The 20,849-nt window shown below is 64.6% G+C and carries 17 protein-coding genes; 9 read left to right on the top strand and 8 right to left on the bottom strand.

Features of this window, described 5'->3' with window-relative positions:
- Positions 1-84: 84 nt before the first annotated feature.
- From pucL to MFF40_RS02260, 8 genes are all read left to right on the top strand, one after another.
- On the top strand, positions 85-927 hold the full coding sequence (gene pucL, locus MFF40_RS02290; protein WP_238259554.1) for a factor-independent urate hydroxylase: 843 nt from the start codon (positions 85-87) through the stop codon (positions 925-927).
- Between the two features lie 577 nt (positions 928-1,504).
- The gene (locus MFF40_RS02285; protein WP_238259553.1) at positions 1,505-2,989 is read left to right on the top strand and encodes a methyl-accepting chemotaxis protein; all 1,485 of its coding nucleotides are present in this window, start codon (positions 1,505-1,507) and stop codon (positions 2,987-2,989) included.
- Between the two features lie 355 nt (positions 2,990-3,344).
- Positions 3,345-4,490, top strand: a complete 1,146-nt coding sequence (locus tag MFF40_RS02280) for a glycosyltransferase (protein ID WP_238259551.1) — start codon at positions 3,345-3,347, stop codon at positions 4,488-4,490.
- A gap of 1,088 nt (positions 4,491-5,578) precedes the next feature.
- Positions 5,579-5,710: a hypothetical protein gene (locus MFF40_RS28775; protein ID WP_281408058.1), complete on the top strand. Its 132-nt coding sequence runs from the start codon at positions 5,579-5,581 to the stop codon at positions 5,708-5,710.
- Between the two features lie 339 nt (positions 5,711-6,049).
- The gene (locus MFF40_RS02275) at positions 6,050-7,087 is read left to right on the top strand and encodes a hypothetical protein (RefSeq protein ID WP_238259548.1); all 1,038 of its coding nucleotides are present in this window, start codon (positions 6,050-6,052) and stop codon (positions 7,085-7,087) included.
- A 156-nt stretch (positions 7,088-7,243) separates the two neighbouring features.
- Positions 7,244-7,957, top strand: coding sequence for a MetQ/NlpA family ABC transporter substrate-binding protein (locus MFF40_RS02270; protein WP_238259546.1), 714 nt, complete (start codon positions 7,244-7,246; stop codon positions 7,955-7,957).
- Positions 7,958-8,254: 297 nt separating this feature from the next.
- Positions 8,255-9,964 (top strand): methyl-accepting chemotaxis protein, encoded by a 1,710-nt coding sequence (locus MFF40_RS02265; RefSeq protein WP_238259544.1) that lies wholly within the window; start codon positions 8,255-8,257, stop codon positions 9,962-9,964.
- A 1-nt stretch (position 9,965) separates the two neighbouring features.
- Positions 9,966-11,168, top strand: a complete 1,203-nt coding sequence (locus MFF40_RS02260; protein ID WP_238259542.1) for a substrate-binding domain-containing protein — start codon at positions 9,966-9,968, stop codon at positions 11,166-11,168.
- 69 nt (positions 11,169-11,237) lie between these two features.
- On the opposite strand, the gene MFF40_RS02255 is transcribed toward MFF40_RS02260, so the two are convergent.
- From MFF40_RS02255 to mdcG, 4 genes are all read right to left on the bottom strand, one after another.
- Positions 11,238-12,719, bottom strand: coding sequence for an aldehyde dehydrogenase (locus MFF40_RS02255; RefSeq protein ID WP_147898948.1), 1,482 nt, complete (start codon positions 12,717-12,719; stop codon positions 11,238-11,240).
- A 71-nt stretch (positions 12,720-12,790) separates the two neighbouring features.
- Positions 12,791-13,774: a GDP-mannose 4,6-dehydratase gene (gene gmd / locus MFF40_RS02250; protein WP_147898947.1), complete on the bottom strand. Its 984-nt coding sequence runs from the start codon at positions 13,772-13,774 to the stop codon at positions 12,791-12,793.
- A 176-nt stretch (positions 13,775-13,950) separates the two neighbouring features.
- A complete protein-coding gene (locus tag MFF40_RS02245; RefSeq protein WP_238259540.1) occupies positions 13,951-14,871 on the bottom strand; it encodes an acyltransferase domain-containing protein in 921 nt (306 codons plus the stop codon).
- Positions 14,868-15,557 carry a malonate decarboxylase holo-[acyl-carrier-protein] synthase gene (gene mdcG, locus MFF40_RS02240; RefSeq protein ID WP_147898945.1) on the bottom strand — a complete coding sequence of 230 codons (690 nt, stop codon included), beginning with the start codon at positions 15,555-15,557 and terminating at the stop codon, positions 14,868-14,870. Before mdcG ends, MFF40_RS02245 begins: the two co-directional genes overlap by 4 nt.
- 481 nt (positions 15,558-16,038) lie before the next feature.
- Here mdcG and MFF40_RS02235 point away from each other — a divergent pair, with 481 nt between their 5' ends.
- A complete protein-coding gene (locus MFF40_RS02235; protein WP_283206081.1) occupies positions 16,039-16,956 on the top strand; it encodes a DMT family transporter in 918 nt (305 codons plus the stop codon).
- A gap of 93 nt (positions 16,957-17,049) precedes the next feature.
- Here the strand turns inward: MFF40_RS02235 and mdcE are convergent, their stop codons facing one another.
- The 4 genes from mdcE to mdcA all read right to left on the bottom strand — a co-directional run bounded on the left by mdcE (position 17,050) and on the right by mdcA (position 20,839).
- Positions 17,050-17,766, bottom strand: coding sequence for a biotin-independent malonate decarboxylase subunit gamma (gene mdcE / locus MFF40_RS02230; protein ID WP_147856411.1), 717 nt, complete (start codon positions 17,764-17,766; stop codon positions 17,050-17,052).
- The gene (locus MFF40_RS02225; RefSeq protein ID WP_147898943.1) at positions 17,753-18,682 is read right to left on the bottom strand and encodes a biotin-independent malonate decarboxylase subunit beta; all 930 of its coding nucleotides are present in this window, start codon (positions 18,680-18,682) and stop codon (positions 17,753-17,755) included. Before MFF40_RS02225 ends, mdcE begins: the two co-directional genes overlap by 14 nt.
- Positions 18,683-18,684: 2 nt before the next feature.
- Positions 18,685-18,993: a malonate decarboxylase acyl carrier protein gene (gene mdcC / locus MFF40_RS02220; RefSeq protein WP_238259536.1), complete on the bottom strand. Its 309-nt coding sequence runs from the start codon at positions 18,991-18,993 to the stop codon at positions 18,685-18,687.
- Between the two features lie 199 nt (positions 18,994-19,192).
- Positions 19,193-20,839, bottom strand: a complete 1,647-nt coding sequence (gene mdcA, locus MFF40_RS02215) for a malonate decarboxylase subunit alpha (RefSeq protein ID WP_238259534.1) — start codon at positions 20,837-20,839, stop codon at positions 19,193-19,195.
- Positions 20,840-20,849: the final 10 nt, after the last annotated feature.

The raw sequence follows: 20,849 nt of genomic DNA, 5'->3' as shown, positions 1-20,849 counted from the left end.
GCGCGGCGTCGGTCAAGGGACGCGGTGGAGATATGGCGCCTCCGGTCCTAAGCTCAGGCTTCGAACATCCTCTCGGAGATCATCATGGCTCTGATAGCATCGCGGTATGGCAAGGATCGCGTCCGGGTCCTACGGTTGACCCGTTCCGGCGACTACCATGTGCCGCGGGAGCTGACGCTGTCGGTGATCCTGACGGGTCAATTTGAGGACGCTTGGATACAAGGCGACAATCGGGCCTGCATCGCCACGGACAGCATGAAGAACATCGTCAACGTGACGGCGGCCAAGAACCCGTCCCTGAATGCGGAAGCGTTCGTGACTGCCGTTGCAAAGGTCCTGCTCGACACCTACCCGCAGGTCGAGGCCGTGGCGATCGAGGCCGAGGAGACCCGCTGGCTGCGTCACGCCATCGCGGGAATACCGCACGGCCATACCTTCACCCGCGACGGCAACGGCTTCGGCTTCGTTGGGCTGCACGCGGACCGCTCGGGGTCGATCCTGTCGTCGGGCTTGCGCGGCTACACCTTCATGAAGACCACGCAATCCGGCTGGACCGGCTTCGTCGCAGACGGCTACCGCACTTTGCCGGACGCCACCGACCGTATCGCCGCCACGAGCATGGACGCCACCTGGACCTGGTCGTCGCCTCCGGCGGATTACGAGGTGGCGAACGCGCGGATCCTCTCGACGCTGCTGACGGTGTTCGGGACGCGTTACAGCCGCGGAGTGCAGGACAGCATGTACCGGATGGGCGAGGCCGCGCTCGACGCGGTCCCGGAGCTGGCAGAGATCGCCTTCGTGATGCCGAACAAGCACTATGTGCCGATCGATCTCAGGCCGTTCGGATTGGACAACCCCGGAACGGTGTTCCTCCCCACGGACGAGCCGTCCGGCCGGATCGAGGCGACGATCGGCCGAACCGGCTGAGCGTGCGTCCTCTGGTGCGTTTCGAGACGGCCAGTTCGATACAGCGTTGCTCGGCTCTCAAATCCTCGCGATTGGAACAGCCTCGCACTGGTCGACGGGTACGCGTGCAATGCACGGACACGTTGCAGAACCGCACGAGCTAGAAAGGGTCTGCCGACCGGGTGCGTGCGAAGGTGCGCGGCCCAATCGGATGACACAGCGATACTTCGCGTTTCGTCACTGAATGTTTCAGCGACCGATGGCCGTCGCTGTTCGGATAACCGTAGGCGGGCGAAACGATCGTGCCCGATGCGTGGCAGATATGCCGAATTACCGCGACCGAGTGTATAATTATCGACGAAAAACGGAAAATACGGCGTATCATAGATTAAGAGACGATATTTACGCATGCAACCCCTGCGTGCGCCGCTAAAAGCTACGGGCTGGACGCGGCCCGCGAGCCAAACAGTCGTCGTTTATTTCATGTTCGACCATTTAACCTGCAGTCAATCCACTTCCTGATACAGCCGCCTGAAGAAAAACCGCGACGCACGGCACCAGCACGCCTTGCATCCCGTCAGAGCTTCCGGAGGACATCATGTTCAATCGCCTGGCGGGCGCGCGCGACCGGGACGCCAAGCTGGCCGCCCTGAGCCGGTCCCTCGCGACGATCGAATTCGCCCTGGACGGCACCATTCTGGATGCCAACGACAATTTCCTCGCAGTGATGGGCTACACCGTCGCCGAGATCCGCGGGCGCCACCACAGTCTGTTCGTCGACCCGGCGGAGCGCGAGGGCGAGGCCTATCGCCAGTTCTGGGATAAGCTGCGGCTCGGCACGTACCAGACCGCGGAATACAAGCGCTTCGGCAAGGGCGGCCGCGAGGTCTGGATCCAGGCGAGCTACAACCCGGTGCTCGATCGTGCCGGCAGGCCGACCAAGATCGTCAAGTTCGCCACCGATATCACGTCGCAAAAGTTGCGCGCCCTCGACCTCGACGGCCAGATCGCCGCGCTTCACCAGTCTCAGGCGGTGATCGCCTTCACGCTCGACGGGACGATCCTGAGCGCCAACCAGAACTTTCTAGACGCCGTCGGGTACCGGCTCGACGAGATCGTCGGACGTCACCACGGACTGTTCGTTACCGACGCGGAACGGTCCAGTGAGGCCTATCGCGCCTTCTGGGCAGCGCTGGCGGCCGGCGAATTCCAGTCCGCCGAGTACCGGCGGATCGGCAAGGACGGCCGCGAGGTCTGGATCCAGGCGACCTACAACCCGATCAACGATGCGAGCGGGCGACCGGTCAAGGTCGTCAAGTTCGCAACCGACATCACCGCCCAAGTCCGAGAGCGCCAGCGTCGCGCCGAGGCCCAGCAGGCGATCGGTGCTGACCTCGACGCGATCGGCCGAGCCGTCGAGGACGTGACGCGTCAGACCGGGACGGCGGCCGATACCGCCGGCCGCGTCTCCATCGATATCCAGGCCATGGCGTCCGGCGCCGAGCAACTTTCGATCTCCGTGAGCGAGATCAGCCAGCAGGTCAGCCACGCGGCGTCGATGGCGGGCCAGGCCGTGACGCAGACGCAGCAGACCGGCAGCATCGTCTCCGGCTTGAGCGATCAAGCCGCGCAGATCGGCGACGTGGTCGGGCTCATCGCCGGCATCGCCGCGCAGACGAACCTCCTGGCACTCAACGCGACCATCGAGGCGGCGCGCGCCGGCGAGGCCGGCCGCGGCTTTGCGGTCGTCGCGTCCGAGGTCAAGGCTCTCGCCGAACAGACGGGTCGCGCCACGGACCAGATCCGCAATCAGATCGCCGCCGCCCAGTCGGCCACCCGTGAAGCAGTCGGTGCGATCGACACCATCCAGGGTACGATCCGGACCTTGAGCGACGTCTCTTCGAGCATCGCCGCGGCCGTGGAGGAGCAATCCGCGGTCACGCGCGAGATGTCCGGCAGTATGCAGACGGTCTCCCACGGGGTCTCGACCATCGCGGCCGGCATGGACACGATCGCCCAGGCCAGCGAGCAGGTAGGCCGCGCCACCCGTCAGGTGCGCGAGGCTTCGCGCTTGGTGGGATGAGATCTCGAAGGCTTCGCCGGGCGCGCGTCGGATCAGCGCGTCCCCGGGATCAATTTTATAAGATCAATCGCCCAAATCCTGATACTCCGAAGAGATAAAAGTCATTTTCTGCCAAATATCGAGTTAAAATTTGATTCTAGTGACATGAAATAAAATAAATAGAAATAGTATTTCCACAGATTATACTGTTTGTTCCGCTGCGTTGGAAAAAACTGCAGCGTTCCGTGGGGCCGACGCTTTGCGATTGTCGCATCGTCGCGGTACAAAATGGAATCACATTCAACGGAATCGACGCATCACCGCGTCGGAAAGTAATTCTACGATGACGCCTTCTGGTCAAAAGATCTGCCTGTCAATGATCGTCAAGAACGAAGCGCCAGTCATTCGGCGCTGCCTCGACTCAGTACGGGCAATTATTGATCATTGGGTCATTGTGGATACGGGTTCGACCGATGGAACGCAGGACATCATTCGTGCCGCCCTGGCCGATGTTCCGGGCACCTTGCTGGAGCGTCCATGGGTCGATTTTGGTCATAACCGTACGGAAGCGCTCGAACTCGCGCGACCACATGGGGACTACACGCTCGTCATCGATGCCGACGACGAGCTGATTGCCGCGCACGGTGGGACGGCGCTTCCAGTCAACTACAAAATGCCAGATCTGGATGCTCCAGGGTACACCCTACAAATTCACGACACCACGATGCGGTACCCACGGACGCAGCTTTTTAAGAATGCGTTGCCCTGGCGTTATCGAGGCGTCCTGCACGAGTTTGCAGAATGTGAGGAACTGGTCTGGACTGACACGTCGTTGCCGCTCGCAATGCGACGGGGGCACGATGGCGCGCGGCGTCGCGATGAGAGCACGTATGCACAGGACGCTGAGATTTTCGAAAAAGCTCTGAAGATTGAAAAAGATCCATATCTATTGTCGCGCTATATGTACTATCTAGCAGACAGTTATCGTGACTGCGGCGAAAAACGTAAAGCTTTGCAGGCCTACCTCAACCGTACGACCATGGGGTTTTGGGAGGAGGAAATCTACATCAGTTATCTGGGCGCTGCCCTTTTGATGGACAATCTTGACGAGCCATTTGATGAAGTTATTTCCTGCTTCGATAAAGCTATCGCAATCAACCCCCGCCGAGTTGAGGCAGTCTATTACGTCAGCCGATATTGCCAGGACAAAAAACGCTACGTCGAAGCGTACCATTATGCCGAATCGGGGCTTGAGTTATCAGCGCCAACGGACGGGCTTTTTGTTCAGCACTGGATGTATAACTATGGATTGCGGGATAAGTTTTCTGTGATCGCTTTTAACACAGGACAGTATCGAGCCTGTCTTTCCGCATGTATCAGCGTACTCGGATGCCCAGAATTTCCCCACGAGGAACGCCAACAACGTGTTGAGATTGCGCGAAAAGCGCTTGCCAAGATGGTCGATCCTGCTTGCGGCGCCAACCATTCATCTTATAGCGCGGTCTATAGCCCGGACTGGTGATCCGATTCAGAGAGTCCATGAAGTTCTGATGATATGGCCAGAACTTCCTATCATTTTACGATTTAATTTTAGAAAACGATGTATATAACAGCTTGTATATCATAAATATATTTTTTAAATTACCCACAGTATTCAATAGAGCCGAAATCTTCCTTTTGAAGCGGCTTACAGATTATATTGCTTTCGGTAGAGATCTTTCGCCGGCGCCGGTTAAACGATGAATATCAAACTATTTATTAGCGCTTAAGCCAACGCAATTATATACATTGGTGTAACGTCGATCTGGTTGTCTGCGTCTGTGAGTGTTCCGTATCGGTGCAGGAAGCGGTCGAACGTCTCCGTTTCTTTGGGGCGATCGCGCATCCTCCCTGCTCCAGCATCACCCTTGCCCGACCTACTCGGAAGCAGAAGCGGGTAAAGTCTCGCTGCCGGGCACAGCCTGTCTGCCTTGGACGTACCGACCACGTCGATGCGCGATAGCTTTCGAGGCGTCATCGAGCAACTGACCGCCCTGCTTGCGGATTGCCAAGCGCTAACGGGTTCTAGGGCTACCGGTGAGGCAGTAGGCGGTAAAATACGGCTCATACGTCTCTCGGTGCGCATATTCGATGTCGTAGATCTGACCTCCCCTCACTCGCCTCCCTTCACCCGTATGTCGGATGACGCACGAACTATCCCGTCCGAGACCAATCCCTTCCCTTAAATAGCCATCGGCCAACAATTTTGCGTTGCGCGAAGTCAGACATTTGGAAATACATTCTTAGATCTGTGAAATAAAAATACCTCATCCTTGGGCAGATCGGCATGGCTGCCGGTAGGAGGAGAAATGTTCGCGCGCTTACAGAAAATCACCTCTGGAAATTCGTCTTCGGCGCGGTGCTGTCGGCTCATCAAATCGACGCGAACCGGTGATGATGCCTTAGAGATGATCCGCTATGAATACGCACACAGATTCATATTTCGCGACATTCGGTAATACTGCTCTCCCGACAAGTATCGCTTTCTCGGAAACGTCCGCAGACTTCGGTGGGCCGCGCTATTATGCGCACGGGCGTGCAGCTCTAGCGAACGCCCTCGACGAGGGTCTCATGGCCGACGAGGTCTCGCGCATCCTCGCTGGGCGAAGTATCGTCGAGGCCTTTCCCGTCTGGCAGGGCGAAAGTCCGGCGGAGTACGCGGCGCGCGCCGTCGCCGAGATGTTCGTCGCCTACCTTCAATAGGTTCTGCTGCGTCGTCGGGCTCAAGCGTCCGACATAGTCGCCTTCACTCTGGTTGACGCCGCGCTGCGTTTTCGACGGCGGCGGCGAGGGGTGATGCGCTCCAGGCAAGAGTCTCACATCATGCCAATGATTCAAACGCCCGGGCAGGGTCTCCCGGCGCGCGTGCTGCTGCGCGCTGTCATGATCGGTGCCCTCTGCGCAGCAGCCATCTCTCCGCTTTCTGATGGGGGCCCACCCGTCCCGAGGCGGGAGTTGGCCGGCCGTGCCAGCGTTTTCAGCGAAGAGCCATCCGACGTGGCGGCACGGGTAACCCTCGGCCCGGGCGGCCGGGATATTCGGTTGGCCGGCGATCTCACGGAGGGCGTGGCGGCGCGCGTCGCCGCGTTGCTCGCGACGAACCCGCGCGTCGAACGCCTTCACCTCACCAGCGATGGCGGCTTGGTCGATGAAGCTATGGCGCTCGGGGCGCTGGTCGCGCGGCGGCACCTCGTGACCTACGTGCCGGATGCCTGCGCCTCCGCGTGCACCCTTGTCTTCGTCCAGGGACGAGCCCGCTATCTGGCCGTGGGCGGGCAACTCGGTTTTCATGCGCCCTACGAGCTTGGACCGGGCGGCCGCATTGAGGCGGTCGATCCCGATGTCGAACGGGCAGCCTATCTCGCGGCAGGCGTGGCGCCGGATTTCGTCGCGCAGACCATGACGGTGGCGCCCAAGGATATCTGGGTTCCGGAACCCACCCGGCTGCGCGCGGCGGGCGTCGTCACCGGGATGGTCGGAACCGACCGCTTTCCCGATTCCACACTCGATGCCGATTCGAGCCCACAGGCGGCGCGGGACGAGATACTCCACAACGTGCCGATCTTCGCGACGGCCAACCCTGCTTCGGTGGACGCGGCAGTGGCTTGGTATCGTGATGGGTACTTGGCCGGCCGCACGGAGGCGGAAGCTCTCGCCGGTCTGCGCCGGCGGGCGACGACCGAACTCCGACGGCAAGTCCGGTCTGCCGACGATGCGACCCTTCACGCCTTGGGTCTCGTCATCCTTGCGGACACGACGGATGCCGACATCTGCGCGGCGGTGGCACAGGGTGACCTCGTCACGCTCGACGAGACGCTCAGACGCGCGCGGCCTGGCAGCCCGGGCCTAGCCCCTCTGCGCGCTGGGCGTTCGATCGAAGCTCAGACCCACGCTGTGGTCGGTTTCGAGTCGAAGGGAACCGCTCGACCCGGACGCCCCGTCATGTCCTCGGTCTGCACTGGACCCATCACGGCGATCCGTCGCGCCCTGGAACGCGCGCCGCATCAAGCCGCGCACGCCATACGTGCAGTGTTGATGGGTGAACGATCGGCGAAAATCGCCAGTGCGGCGGCACAGTAAGGGTGACCCGAATCGCCTAAACGGCGATGACCAACCGGTCCATCACCCCCCTCCCCGGCTGAACGCGAGGCACCGATGACGACGACACGCCGTAGCGTTCTACCCGGAGCGCTTGCGCTGGCCGCCAGCGGAGCCTGAGCCGCTACGGCCCTCCGTGTGGTCGCCTCCTCGGTTCCGCATACGGAGATCCTCGAGTTCGTCGAACGGACGCTCGATCCAGGGTTTCCCCTGACACTCATCGAAACCACCGGCGATATCCGCCCGAACGGCCTCCTGCGCGACGGTGACGCCGACGCGAATTTCTTCCAGCACGTGCCGTACCTGCGCGCGGAAGAGGCGCAACTCGGGGTCAGCCTCGCGGTGATCGCCGCCGTCCATGTCGAGCCCCTCGGGATCTACTCCCGGCGCCTGAAGACCCTCGAGGCGGTGCCGCGAGAGGCGCGCGTCGCCTTGCCGAACAACGTCCCGAATTTCAGCTGGGGGCTGAAGCTCCTCGAGGCGAGCGGACTGATCCGGCTCCATTCGGGTGGAGACGGGACGTTGGCAACGGTGCAGGACATCGCCGGGAACCAAAGAGACCTCCGCTTTGTCGAAGTCGCCTCGGCGCAGCTGCCGCGCTCCCTCGACGACGTCGATGTGGCGGTCATCAATAGCAATTATGCCTTGGAGTCCGGGCTCGACCCGGCTCGGAATGCGCTCGCGCTGGAGCGTGCCGAGGGCAATCCGTACGCGAATGTCCTCGTGACGACGCAGGCCTTGGCGCAGGACGAGCGCATCCTGCGCCTCGCCAGCTTACTGACATCTGCGGAGGTCGCCGGTTTCATCAGCGAACGCTGTCGCAGCTTGGTCATTCACGGCCGGCGCGCCTGACTCTGGCATCTACCCGCCCGCCATTGTTTCAGGTTGGCTACAATTCGACTTCGAACGTCGGTCTTATCGATCCGGTCAACATCTTGAGCAATGATAACACGGAGTAAATCTAACTTACATCTGATTTTTACTGTATAATACAACAACATTATATCAGTATCTAGTTTACTTTATCCACACAAGTCAACTGTCTTGCAATTGAATGGCATTCAAACATAAAAATTTTGATAGAGATGTGTTGAATGATTAAGAAAAATATGCTAACAAATAATGACGCTTTATTTCAGGTTATATTAAATGGACCTCGCATTACAGCGAAAAAGAAAAGCCTCTGCTCTCAACATCCGATCTATTATAATCGGCTCTTCGGTAGCCCTCTTCGTTATATCGGCAGCTATAGGATTATTTTCTGTATTTCGGATGGGTATGATCAACACGGTGAGTCGGTCGGTCTCCGGCGAGATCGAAGCGGTCACGATTCTTGGACGGATGAAGGCGCTCTGCCAGGAGCTACGCGCCCTGGATGTCCAAGCTCACAATGCCTGGTCGGACATAGAGAGGCGCCGTCATCTCGACGAGGCCGGCAAGGCCCAGGAAGCGTTCTCCTCGGCCTGGAGTGCCTATGCCCCGACCATTGTCGGCGCCGACGAGCGCATTCTGGCGCATCGCTTGCGCAAAGCCTGGCAACACTTCCTGGCCGTGGAGGCCGAAGCGACGGCGCTGGATCGGGCAGGCGAGCGCGAACTCGCCGACACGGTGTTCGCCGAGGCATTCCAGGCTGATGCCGTGGCGTTCACGCAGTCGGTGGATTCCGTCCTGGTCCACCGGCAAGCGCGGGCCTTCGAGCAGATGGCGGAGGCCGATGCGGTCGGCGCCACGTCGCGGCTCGCGGTCTTCGTTGCGTTGGCCATCGCGGCACTCCTCACGATAGCTATCAGCTGGTTCATCGTCCGTCGCGTCGCCGCACCGATCGCGACGATGACCCGGGTTATGGCGCGGCTTGCCGAGAACGATCTCGCCGTAGTGGTTCCGGAGGGCGATCGCGGCGACGAAATCGGTGCGATCGCCGGAGCCGTTCAGGTGTTCAAGGAGAACATGCTTCACGCCAAGTCCCTGGAAGACGAGGCCGCTCAGCTCCGCATTGAAGCGGAACAGCAGCGCAAGGTCGTGATGCACGACATGGCGGAGCGGTTCGAGGAGACGGTGGGCGAGATTGTCGGTACGGTCACCGCCGCCGTGTTGCAGTTCCAGGGAACCGCCCACCAGATGAGTGCGGCGGCCGGGCAGACGGCGAGCCAATCGACCACGGTCGCGGCGGCGGCCGAACAGGCCGAATCCAATGTGCGGATGATCGCCGCCGCCGCCGACGAACTCGGCGCCTCGGTCCAAGAGGTGGGACGCCAGGCTGAATTGTCCGCCGCCATGGCCAACGGTGCAGCGACGGAGGCCACCCAGACCATCGCGTTCGTGCAGATCCTCAGCGGCGCAGCGGACCGGATCGGCGACGTGGTCAAGCTGATCGCCAAGATCGCGGCTCAGACCAATTTGCTCGCCCTGAATGCCGCCATCGAGGCGGCTCGGGCCGGCGATGCCGGTCGCGGATTCGCGGTGGTTGCCGCCGAGGTCAAGCAGCTCGCCGGCGAAGCGAAGCGCGCGACCGACGATATCGCCAGCCACGTTTCGGTCATCAAGGCATCCACCTCTGATGCCGTCGCAGCGATTGAGGGGATCGCCACGCGGGTCCGCGATATGAGCGGAACGGCCGCCTCGATTGCGGCAGCCGTCGAGCAGCAGGGCGCTGCCACGCAGGAGATCGTGCTCAACATCTCCCAGGCCGCCAACGGCACCGGCGAAGTGACGGCGAACATCAGCACGGTGGCTGGGACGGCGGAGCATACCGGGGCGGCCGCCGACCGGATGCTCACCTCAGCCAGCACCCTGTCCCGCGACGCGGAACGCCTGGGCGACGAGGTCCAGCGGTTCCTCAAGAGCATCAGGGCGGCCTGACGTGACGGGCCCGTTCGGCTGGCGACACTTTGCCAAGCCGGTAAACCATCGATACGGCCGGCTTGAGCGCGGCGCCGTCGGTGCCGTCGGTGCCGCCTCGAAACCGTTGATTCTTCGCGCGCTGATGCCAGACCGGGGCGGATGTCGGCGGCGCGCCCCCAAGGCAGGTGCAAGGGCCATGATCGAAACGCTTTGCGGCTGGTCCGCCTCCCGAACACGCGGTGCTGTGCAGGCGGTTCTTCGGTTAGCTCTTGGCGGTCCGGCCCGGAGATCAGCCCGCGTGGGTGGCTGGTGGCCGGCGGCGTTCATGTTCGCCCTGGCGAACCTGTCGACACCGGCTGTGTCGGCCGAGATCGGCGTGGCGATGGTCGAGCCGAGCGGGTTCACCGCGCTCCTCCGCGACGGCATCCAAAGCTATGCCAAGAGCCTGCCCGATTGCTCGGTGCGCTTCGCCTACGCGCCCCAGGGCGAGGGCGAGAAGCAGGTCGAGCAGATCCGGCAATTCATCGCTGCCAAGGTCGATGCGCTCGTGGTCCTGCCAGCCGATACGACAACGAACGCGACGATCACCCGCTTGGCCCAGGACGCCGACATCCCCCTCGTTTATGCCAATAACGGCCCCCGGGAGGATTGGTTTGCCGGACGCGTGGCGTTCGTCCTGTCCAATGATCTCGTCGCCGGCCGTCTGCAGATGAGAAAGCTCGCCCAGATGCTGGACGGCAAAGGTCGGGTCGCGATCATCCAGGGGCCGCCGAGCCACACAGCCTCGGCACTTCGAACGCAGGGCGCCAAAGAGGTCGCCGCGGCCTTCCCGGGGATCAGCATCGTCGCCGAAGGCGTCGCGGATTGGGAGCGCAAAAAAGCCGCAGCGCTCGTGGCCGGATGGCTGGCGCATGGGACGGCGCCCGATGCCATCGTCGCCAACAACGACGAGATGGCGATTGGAGCCGCCGACGCGGTCGACGCGGCTGGGATCCCGACGGATCGAATCCTAATCGGCGGCGTCGATGCGACGCCCGACGGACTGCGGGCGATGCAGCACAAGCGCATGGCCGTGACGGTCTACCAGAATGCCGGCCTACAAGCGCGGCGGGCGATCGACGATGCCCTCAAGTTGGTCCGGCACGAGCCCGTGCAGCAGTACGATTGGGTTCCGTTCGAACTCGTCACGGATCGAATGTCGACCACGCATTTTTCAAGATAGGCGGTTTCCCAACGCGGTGGGGTGGAACACGCCGCGCTGGGGCTGATGTTTGCCGGTGCGGCTTCGCCCCTAACGCATAACGAACGGATTCTCGGGGGCGTCGCGGCTCGTCGAGATCCAGACGCTCTTGGTCTCCAGGTACTCGCGGATCGACTCGATGCCGCTCTCGCGGCCGATCCCGGAGCGCTTCATGCCGCCGAACGGCATCATGTAGCTCACGGCGCGGTAGGTGTTCACCCAGACCGTTCCGGCACGCAGGCCCTTCGACATGCGCAGGGCGCGGCCGATGTCCTGTGTCCAGACGCCGGCCGCCAATCCGTAGATCACGTCGTTACCGAGGCGCAGCGCCTCGGCCTCGTCCTCGAACCCTATGATCGACAGGACCGGGCCGAACACCTCCTCCTGGGCGATGCGCATGTCGTTCGTGACGCCGGTGAAGATCGTCGGCTCGACGAACTGACCGCCGATCACGCCGGGACCGGAGGCCGGCTTCCCGCCGAAGACGCAGCGCGCGCCCTCGCTCTTGGCAAGCGCGATGTAGTCGAGCACCTTCGCATATTGCGGCGGCGTGGTGATCGGCCCGATGTTGGTGTCCGGCTGCATAGGATCGCCGAGCCGGGCGGTGCGGGCCAGAGCCACCAGCCGCTCGACGAAGGCCTCACGGATGCTGTTCTGCACGAGCAACCGCGAGCCGGCGATGCAGGTTTGCCCGGTGGCGGCGAAGATGCCCGAGATCGCCCCGGCAGCCGCGGCCTTCAGGTCGGCATCGGCGAACACGATGTTGGGCGACTTGCCGCCGAGTTCCAGCGACACCCGCTTGATCTGACGCGCGGCCGCCTCGTAGACCTTCGCGCCGGTGACATCAGAGCCGGTGAAGGTGATCTTGGCGACGTCCGGGTGCTCCACGATGGCGCTGCCAGCTTCGCTGCCGTAGCCGGTGATGACGTTGAACATCCCGTCCGGCAGCCCGGCCTCCTTGGTGAGGCGGGCGAATTCCAGCGTGCTGGCAGAGGCGAATTCAGACGGCTTGACCACGACGGCGCAGCCAGCCGCGAGCGCCGGTGCGCATTTCCAGGCCACGAACAGCAGCGGTGAGTTCCAGGCGGTCAGCGCTCCGACCACGCCCACCGGCTCGTGCCGGGTGAACGCGAAGGTCTCGGGTTTGTCGATTGGCACCTGGGCGCCTTCGACCTTGTCGGCGAGGCCCGCGTAATACCACCACCATTCGGGCTGGTAGCGGGTCTGCCCGTACATCTCGGCGAACAGCTTGCCGTTGTCGCGGACCTCGACCTCGGCGAGCGCCTTCGCATCGCGCTCCACGAGATCGCCGATCCGGCGCAGGACCTTACCCCGGGCCGAGGCGGTCATGGTGGCCCAGGGCCCATCCCACATGGCACGCTTGGCGGCCGCCACCGCCTTGTCGACATCCGCCTTCGAGGCGCGGGGGATGCGGGCCCAGGGCTCGCCCCGGTAGGGGTCGACGGACTCGAACCAAGAGTCGTCGACCGGATCGACGTCCTGGCCGTCGATGTAGAGCTGATAGGTTTTCACGGCGCGCCTCTCTAGCGGATAACGCGCGTGTTATGGGCTGGAACCCCGCCGGTGACGAGGCTCGCCGCGCCCTACGCGTTGGCGCTGAGGCGCTTGATGTCGGCGTCGACCATCTCGGTGATCAGCGACTCCAGGCTGGTCTGCGCCTCCCAGCCGAACGTGGCCTTGGCCTTGGCCGGGTTGCCGAGCAGCACCTCGACCTCGGCCGGACGGAAGAACGCCGGGTCGATGATCAAGTGGTCGTCGATGTTCAGGCCGACATGCTTGAACGCGATCACGCACATGTCCCGCACCGTGGTGGTCCGGCCGGTGGCGATGACGTAGTCGTCGGGATTTTCCTGCTGCAGCATCAGCCACATAGCCTCGACGTAGTCCCGGGCGTGGCCCCAGTCGCGCTTGGCGTCGATGTTGCCCAGCCGCAGCTCCTTCTGCATGCCGAGCTTGATCCGGGCCACCGCATCCGTGACCTTGCGGGTGACGAACTCGACGCCGCGCAGCGGGCTCTCGTGGTTGAACAGGATGCCGTTCGACGCGTGCAGCCCGAAGCTCTCGCGGTAGTTGATGGTCATCCAGTGCGCGTAGAGCTTGGCCACGCCGTAGGGCGAGCGCGGGTAGAACGGCGTCGTCTCGCTCTGGCGCTCTTCCTGGATCAGCCCGAACATTTCCGAGGTTGAGGCCTGGTAATAGCGCGCATTCGGCGCCACCGAGCGCAGGCATTCGAGCATATGGACGGCGCCGAGACCGGTCACCTGGCCGGTGAGCAGCGGCTGTTGCCATGACGAGGTCACGAAAGACTGTGCGGCGAGGTTATAGATCTCGTCCGGCTTGGTGGTTTGGACGATCCGCAGCAGCGCAGACTGGTCCAGCAGGTTGCCGTCCACGAGTTCGACGTCGCCCAGGATGCCGAGCCACTTCAACCGATGGTCGAACACCCCGGCATGGCTGGAGCGGCGCACGATGCCGGTGACCGTGTAGCCTTTCTGCAGCAGCAGCTGCGCCAGATACGCGCCGTCCTGGCCCGTTATCCCCGTGATCAGCGCGCGCTTGGCTGTCATGAATCTGTCCCGTCCCGTTGCTGCCCGGCTGCTACGACCGGTCCGGCCTTCGCGTCAAGGTGAGGCCAGACTGCGAATAGTCTTCGCGGGCTGGCGCGTCGGCCTGCGACATGACTCGTGATATGCGAAGAATTACGCGCGGCCGGCCGAATTCTTCGCGGGCAAGCCCCTTCGCCCTAGGGTTGGGTCAGCCACGCGGTGACGCCGTCGAGCGACCGGAATTCCTCCAGCGCATGGACCCGGGCGTCGGGCAGGGCCGACCGCGCCATCGTGGCCAGCGCGTGGCCGGGGCCGAGTTCGATGACCCGGTCGGCGCCGTATTCCCGAGCGGCTTCGAGGCAGGCTGCCCAGTCGATGGTATGGGAGATTTGGCGTGCCAGTTTGTCGAGACCATCCTCGGGCCGGAACATCGTCGCCCCGTCGAGTCCGGTGACGAGACGCGGGGCGCCGGCCGGCGGGTGGTGCAGGGTGACGGCGCCGAGCGCGCTTCGGAACGCATCGCTCGCTTCCGCCAGCAGCGGCGTGTGCGAGGGCGTGTGGACCGGTAGCACCACAGCCCGCTGCGCCCCCGCCCCGGTGGCGTCCCGGCACAGGGCTTCGAGCGCATCGCGTCGCCCCCCGACGACGCCGCTATCCGGGGCGTTGCGGATAGCGAGGTGGCAGGCGTGACGTCCGGCCAGGGATTCGAGTGCGTCGAGCCCGAGGCCCCGGATCCCGGCGAGCCCGAACCCCTCCCCGGAGGCGGAATCCATGGCCTCGGCGCGCCGGGCGGCCAGCGCCAGGACGTCGGCGTCGGCGATCCGACCGACGACGCCCCAGGCGGCGAGATCGCCGATGCTGTAGCCGGCCACGATGGCGCGGCCGGAGAACGCCAGCCCCCGCCAGGCGGCGAGCGCGGCGACGCAGCACAGGATCTGGCCCGTCCGGTTGACGTGGAGCGCGTCGCCGCCGCTATGGGCGAGGTCGCGCGGGTCGGTGCCGCCCAGGAGCGGCGTCGCGGCGGCGAAGACGGCCTGCGCGGCGGGATGGTCGGCGGTGAGGTCGAACATCCCCGGGTGCTGGCCGCCCTGGCCGGAGAGCAGGATCGCGACACTCATGCGGTCTCCCGGGTGCGCAGAGGGGCGACCGGCCACATCGCGAGCGCGTCCAGGCCCTTGGCCAGCACGGTGCCGCCGTCTGGCGCGTCGCGCAACTCGCGCCAGTGCAGGCCGGTCCCGTCCGGCAGCAGGATCTCGCCGTCGAGGCGCATCGGGGCGGTTTCCGCGATGGAAGCGAGTCCGTCGAGCAGGCCGGTGGGCACCGGATCTTTGCAGGGCCAGAGCAGGTCGAGGTCGGACGATGCGGTCAGGTAGGTGAGCCCGGTCACCGCCTCCCACAACAGGCCGCCGAACGGTCGGGGTTTCAGGCCGAAGCTGTCGCCGAGGCCGATCAGGGTGGCGATCACCGCCTGCCAAGCGGCGGGGGCGTGGGATGCGGCCTCGGCGAGGCTCGGCCCGGCCATCCGAGTCAGGTGTTCGGTCGGCAGGGCCACGCCGATCCGACGCTTGCCGTCGGCTGGCGGCAGGGGCAGCCCCAGCGGCACCGTGTCGGCACCCTCCCCCGGGACCCGGCGGCGGACGATCAGCGGATGGCCCGCCGCGGCCCAACCGGCGAGATGCGGGACGTCGGCAAGGTCGTCACGAGTGCGAAGCCACGACGCCCAGGCGCCGGGATCCGCGCGGACCAGATCCTGCCGGGTGAAGGCGCCCGACGTGCTGTCGTCCCGCCATGGGGGACAGGTCATTCCCATGCTTGCCTCTCCGACAAGGATTTCGCGCGCCGTGCAAGCGCGAGAGACGCGTACCATCGGCGGCCGATCACACCCGAATCCCTGACGGTCGTCGGCGTCGCGCGGCCAGCTCAGCCGCGCTCCGTCATGGGGACGTCGGAACGCGGAACCCCACCGTTCGCACGCACCGATGAAACGCTTGGACCCGCCGGCCGCGCGGGATGGCCGCCGCGCCTGATGGCCGCTTCCGAGCCACGCTCGCCATGAGGCATCTCGGACAGACAACGCTTTTTGTGCCACAACCACTTGTACGGGATAACAATGGTCGGACTGTTGATCGATCTCAGTAGGCCACAAGATCGCGTCAGATAGCATCCGGCACCATGAGCGACCCGTCGATGTCCGTCGTCGATCTTGCCGATCCGTTGACTGGGCTTCGATGATAGAAGATATTCTTGCCGCGTAAGCATTAAGACGCGACGATAGAGAGCCCATAGTGCCAAACCGAAAAATAACGGGTCTTGCTTTCGTCGCTCTTTCGGCGTTCGGTTTCGGGTCGATGGCCCTGTCGGTTCACCTGACATACAATGAGGGTATCGATACCAGAACGGTCCTGGGCCTTCGATTTTCAATCGCGGCCGGCATTATCTCCATATCGGCATGTCTAACCCGTGCGGCGTGGCCACGCAACAAAGCCTTGTTCTTGTGCGTCGTGATGGGCGTATTCTACGCTGCCATGGCATGGTTCTATTTTACCGCGCTCTCTGAAGCGTCCTCTGGGACCGTGGCCTTGCTGTTGTATACTTATCCGATCTTCGTCGCGATCACCTCCTGGACGATGAAATTCGAAGCGTTCAGCAAGAAAGATCTGGCTATCGTTTCGGCCGCTCTCATGGGCTTGGCGTTGATCCTGGGCGGCGATTTGCAAGGATCGCCCAAGGGCATCGTTCTCTCGTTGATGGCCGCCGTAAGTTATGCGACGTACATCATCATTGGCGGGCGTATGAAAGATCATGCCAGCGCCCTGACGCGAGCGAGCGTCATCTTGACGACCGCGGCCATCGTCTATCTCCTGGCCTGCGTTGCCGCCGAGGTCAGACTACCGCGAAACGCCGAATCCTGGTTCGGGATCGCGTCGCTGGCCGTGTTCGGAACGGCCGTTGCGATCTATGCATTCATCGCAGGACTGGAACGGCTCGGACCAATCCATACCTCTATCGTATCGACGATCGAGCCGGCCGTAACGATCAGTCTTGGCGTCTTGTTCATGGGAGAGTTGCTGACCCAGAATATGGTGGTGGGCGGCGCAATCCTTGTCTCGTCCTCGGTGGTCTTGGCGATGTCCAAGACGAACGACGCCCTTCCGAAGAGCGGAGACCCGGTCGCCCTGACGCACGCGGACAAGGGTCTTTGACCCGTCGACGGATCGAAAGTGGCGATAGAGGTCCAGCCACAGCGGCGACGGGGGCGTGCGAGGCGCCCCCCCTCGGATCGCGTGGCCGGACACCTATCCACATCCGGCCTGCGCGATCACCGCCGCACTGATCCCCCGCGCCACCGGCCGCCCGCCGCGCTCCTCGCCGAGGCGATCCCGGTCGTCGCCGGGTTGGAGGTTGGCGATCAGGTCGCGGATCTGGCCGTCGAGCGGCTTGGCCGGATCGAGCACGACGTGGACTGCCCCAGCCGCCACCATGTTGTCGAGCCCGGGGGCGAAGACCGGCGTCGATTTCGCCATCTCCTGGAGCTTGTCGAGGGGCAGCTTGGTCACCTTCGCCACCGAGGGCAGGTCCATCACGCTCGGGTTGGCGCCGGGCAGCGCCGCCAGGATCCGGGTCGCCAGCGCGGTGGCGATGAAGGCGCCGGCGGCGGAATGGCCGTAGATCAGCCCGATGGTCGGGTGGCCGGAGCGGTCGGCGAGCAGCAGCGCCTTGGCGAGATGGGCCAGGCACTCGTTGAGCCCCAGCAACTCGTCGCGCCGGCTCATGCGCTGGCTGTCGGAATCGACCACCACCAGGATCGGCGCCTTGTCGCCGGCCCGCACGACATCGAGCACGGCCCGCGACAGGACCAGCGCCCCGTCGACCCCGAGCGGCGTGTCGCCGTCGATCCCGACGACGTGGATCGTCTCGCCCGCGAACGGGCCGCCGCCGGTGACGAGGCCGTCGCGCACGGTGACGGAATGGCCCTGCGGAAACAGCCCGGCCAGAATCTCAGCGAGCGTCATGGTCGGCCTCCCTCACCCGGGACACGGTCTCGTCGAAGGCGGGTGTGTCCATGGCGGGCACGGATTCAGGATCGTTGACGCCGAGCCGGGCCCAGATTCCGGTGGCGTCCCGGCAATCGCCGAAACGCGCGATCCGGGCTTCGAGCCGGGCCTGCTCGGCCTCCAGCATCGCGAGATCGAAGGACGGCGCCCGCCCGATCAGGTCGAGCGCCGCCCGCCGGAAGGCCGACACGGAGTCGGCGCAGAACGCGTCGGCCCCGCCGATCAGCCGCCGGTGCTTGCCGCCCATGGTCCGCCAGACCAGAGCCCGGTCGCGGGAATCGAACTCTTCCGCGCCCTTGTTGGTCTCGATCACCTCGGGGCCCGAGACGGAGATCCGGCCGCCCTCCGAGACGGCGAGCCGGGAGCAGGTGCCGGCGATCAGGCCGCCGCCGCCGTAGCAGCCGGCGCGGCCGCCGATCAGCCCGATGACCGGGATGCCGGCAGCCCGGACATCGACGATCGCCCGCATGGTCTCGGCGATGGCGGTCTCACCGGCATTGGCCTCCTGCAGCCGGACGCCGCCGGTGTCGAACAGGATCAGCACAGCCGCCGGCTTCAGGGTGAGCGCGGCGCGCAGGAGCCCGACGAGCTTCGCCCCATGGATCTCCCCGAAGGCGCCGCCCATGAACCGGCCCTCCTGGGCGGCGACGAGCACCGGCTTGCCGTCGAGCGCGGCGCGGCCGACCACGATGCCGTCGTCGAAGGCCCGCGGCAGGTCGAACAGCGGCAGGTGCGGGCTCATGCGCCGCTCGGTCGGGGGCAGGAATTCGTGAAAACTGCCGGGATCGGCCAGCGCCACCACGCGCTGGCGGGCGGTGGCCTCGTACCAGCTCAGGGCGTCCGGGTCGGTGCTCGCGGCGTGTGCGCCAGCCATGGTCAGGCCTCCATCAGCCGGGCGCCCTGGAGCAGGCGCAACGATACGGTGTCGGGACGGGCGCCGCCGTCATTGATGCTGATGCGCAGGCCCCCGGGCTGAGCGCGGGCGACGAAATCCGCCACCACCGCCTCCCAGACGGCACCGTATCCGGCGATCGGCGTCTCGATCGCGATATCGCAGGCATCCGGCGGCAGCACCCGCTCCAGCAGGATCTCCAGGTTGCCCGACGCCACCACGCCGGTGATGGCGTTCGGCACCGAGCCGGGCAGCGGCTTTTTCGTGGTGTGGCGGAAGGTCAGGGATTCCATAATCGGTTCCTCGCAGGACGTCCCGTCATCCAAACAGAACACCTCATCCTGAGGTGCCGGAGCGTAGCGGAGGCCTCGAAGGAGGCTTCCAGTGATCTCGGCGGCCCCTGGAGGCCCCCTTCGAGGCCGTACGATCTGCGATCGCCCGGCACCTCAGGATGAGGATGTGGATGGGAGTGGCCGGCCCATCGCGGTCATCTCACCAGTTCCGGAACTTCGCCGGCGGCTCGTAGAGGCCCCCCGACCAGTGCACGAGATCCTTGATCGACTTCGCGGCGAGCAGCGCCCGGTCGGCGTCGAGGGGTTCGATGCCGAGATCCTCCGGCCGGCGGATCACCCCGCGGGCGCGCAACTCCTCGACCTTGGCCCGGTCCCGGCCGCGACCGACATCGGTGTAGCCGGCGACCCCGCGGATCGCCTGTTCCCGCTCGTCGGCGTCCCGGCACAGGAGGAGGTTCGCGATGCCCTCTTCGGTGACGATGTGGGTGACGTCGTCGGCGTAGATCATCACCGGCGCCAACTCGAGCCCGATCTTCCTGGCAAGCTCCAGGGCATCGAGCTTCTCTACGAAGGTCGGCACCAGCTTCTCCCCGAAGGTCTCGACCAGTTGCACCACCAGCTTGCGGCCGCGCATCAGCGCGGGGTCGCCGACGACCTGACCTTCGCGCCCGGCCTTCATCCAGGCATCGGACGGGTGGCGGCGGCCATGCGGGTCCGAGCCCATGTTGGGCGCGCCGCCGAAGCCCGCCACCCGCGACTGCGTGATCGTCGAGGAATGGCCCATCAGGTCGATCTGGAGCGTCGCCCCGATGAACATGTCGCAGGCGTAGAGGCCGGCCGTCTGGCAGAAGGCCCGGTTCGAGCGCAGGGAGCCGTCCGCTCCGGTGAAGAAGATGTCCGGCCGGGCGCGGATGTAGCGGTCCATGCCCACTTCCGAGCCGAAGCAGTGGACTTGGCTGACCCAGCCGGATTCGATCGCCGGGATCAGGGTTGGGTGCGGGTTGAGCGCCCAGTGGGTGCAGATCTTCCCCTTCAGGCCGAGCTTCTCACCGTAGGTCGGCAACAGCAGCTCGATCGCGGCGGTGCCGAAGCCGATCCCGTGGTTGAGCCTGCGGATGCCGTATTCCGCATAGATCCCCTTGATCGCCATCATGGCGATCAGGATCTGGGTCTCGGTCATCGCGGCCGGGTCGCGGGTGAACAAAGGCTCGACGTAGAACGGCGTGTCGGCCTCGACCACGAAGTCGATCCGGTCGCCCGGGATGTCGACCCGCGGGACCTTGTCGACGATCTCGTTGACCTGGGCGATGACGACGCCGTTCTTGAAGGCGGTGGCCTCCACGACGGTAGGCGTGTCCTCGGTGTTGGGGCCGGTATAGAGGTTGCCGTCCCGGTCCGCCGAGACGCCGGCGATCAGCGCCACGTGGGGCGTGAGGTCCACGAAGTACCGGGCGAACAGCTCGAGGTAGGTGTGCACGGCGCCGAGCTGGATCTGGCCGCCGTAGAGCATCTTGGCGATGCGGGCGCCCTGCGGGCCGGAATAGGAATAATCGAGCCGCTTGGCGATGCCGGTCTCGAACACGTCGAGATGCTCCGGCAGCACGATGCCCGATTGGACCATGTGCAGGTCGTGGACCTTGTCCGGGTCGCAGGCGGCCAGCCCCCGGGCCAGGCAATCCGCCTGCTTCTGGTTGTCACCCTCCAGGCAGACCCGGTCGCCGGGGCGCAGCACCGCCTCCAGCAGGTCGACCACCGCGCCCGGCGGCACGACCTTGCCGTCGGCGTGCGCGCGCCCCGCCTCGATGCGGGCGTCGCGCGCCTCGCGTTCGCCGCGCCACTGGGTCATCCGGCTGTCT

This window comes from Methylobacterium mesophilicum (genome assembly GCF_022179445.1).
Lineage (GTDB): Bacteria > Pseudomonadota > Alphaproteobacteria > Rhizobiales > Beijerinckiaceae > Methylobacterium > Methylobacterium mesophilicum.
The sequence above is the reverse complement of the archived record's forward strand: the minus strand, read 5'-3'. Positions and strand labels throughout refer to the sequence as shown.

Bases quoted from the DNA above. Each gene is read 5' to 3' on its own strand.
- MFF40_RS02265 (WP_238259544.1), top strand. From the start codon at position 8,255: ATGGACCTCGCATTACAGCGAAAAAGAAAAGCCTCTGCTCTCAACATC.
- MFF40_RS28775 (WP_281408058.1), top strand. From the start codon at position 5,579: ATGGCCGACGAGGTCTCGCGCATCCTCGCTGGGCGAAGTATCGTCGAG.
- mdcE (WP_147856411.1), bottom strand. From the start codon at position 17,766: ATGACGCTCGCTGAGATTCTGGCCGGGCTGTTTCCGCAGGGCCATTCC.
- MFF40_RS02285 (WP_238259553.1), top strand. From the start codon at position 1,505: ATGTTCAATCGCCTGGCGGGCGCGCGCGACCGGGACGCCAAGCTGGCC.
- MFF40_RS02245 (WP_238259540.1), bottom strand. From the start codon at position 14,871: ATGAGTGTCGCGATCCTGCTCTCCGGCCAGGGCGGCCAGCACCCGGGG.
- MFF40_RS02280 (WP_238259551.1), top strand. From the start codon at position 3,345: ATGATCGTCAAGAACGAAGCGCCAGTCATTCGGCGCTGCCTCGACTCA.
- mdcC (WP_238259536.1), bottom strand. From the start codon at position 18,993: ATGGAATCCCTGACCTTCCGCCACACCACGAAAAAGCCGCTGCCCGGC.
- gmd (WP_147898947.1), bottom strand. From the start codon at position 13,774: ATGACAGCCAAGCGCGCGCTGATCACGGGGATAACGGGCCAGGACGGC.
- mdcA (WP_238259534.1), bottom strand. From the start codon at position 20,839: ATGACCCAGTGGCGCGGCGAACGCGAGGCGCGCGACGCCCGCATCGAG.
- pucL (WP_238259554.1), top strand. From the start codon at position 85: ATGGCTCTGATAGCATCGCGGTATGGCAAGGATCGCGTCCGGGTCCTA.
- mdcG (WP_147898945.1), bottom strand. From the start codon at position 15,557: ATGACCTGTCCCCCATGGCGGGACGACAGCACGTCGGGCGCCTTCACC.
- MFF40_RS02225 (WP_147898943.1), bottom strand. From the start codon at position 18,682: ATGGCTGGCGCACACGCCGCGAGCACCGACCCGGACGCCCTGAGCTGG.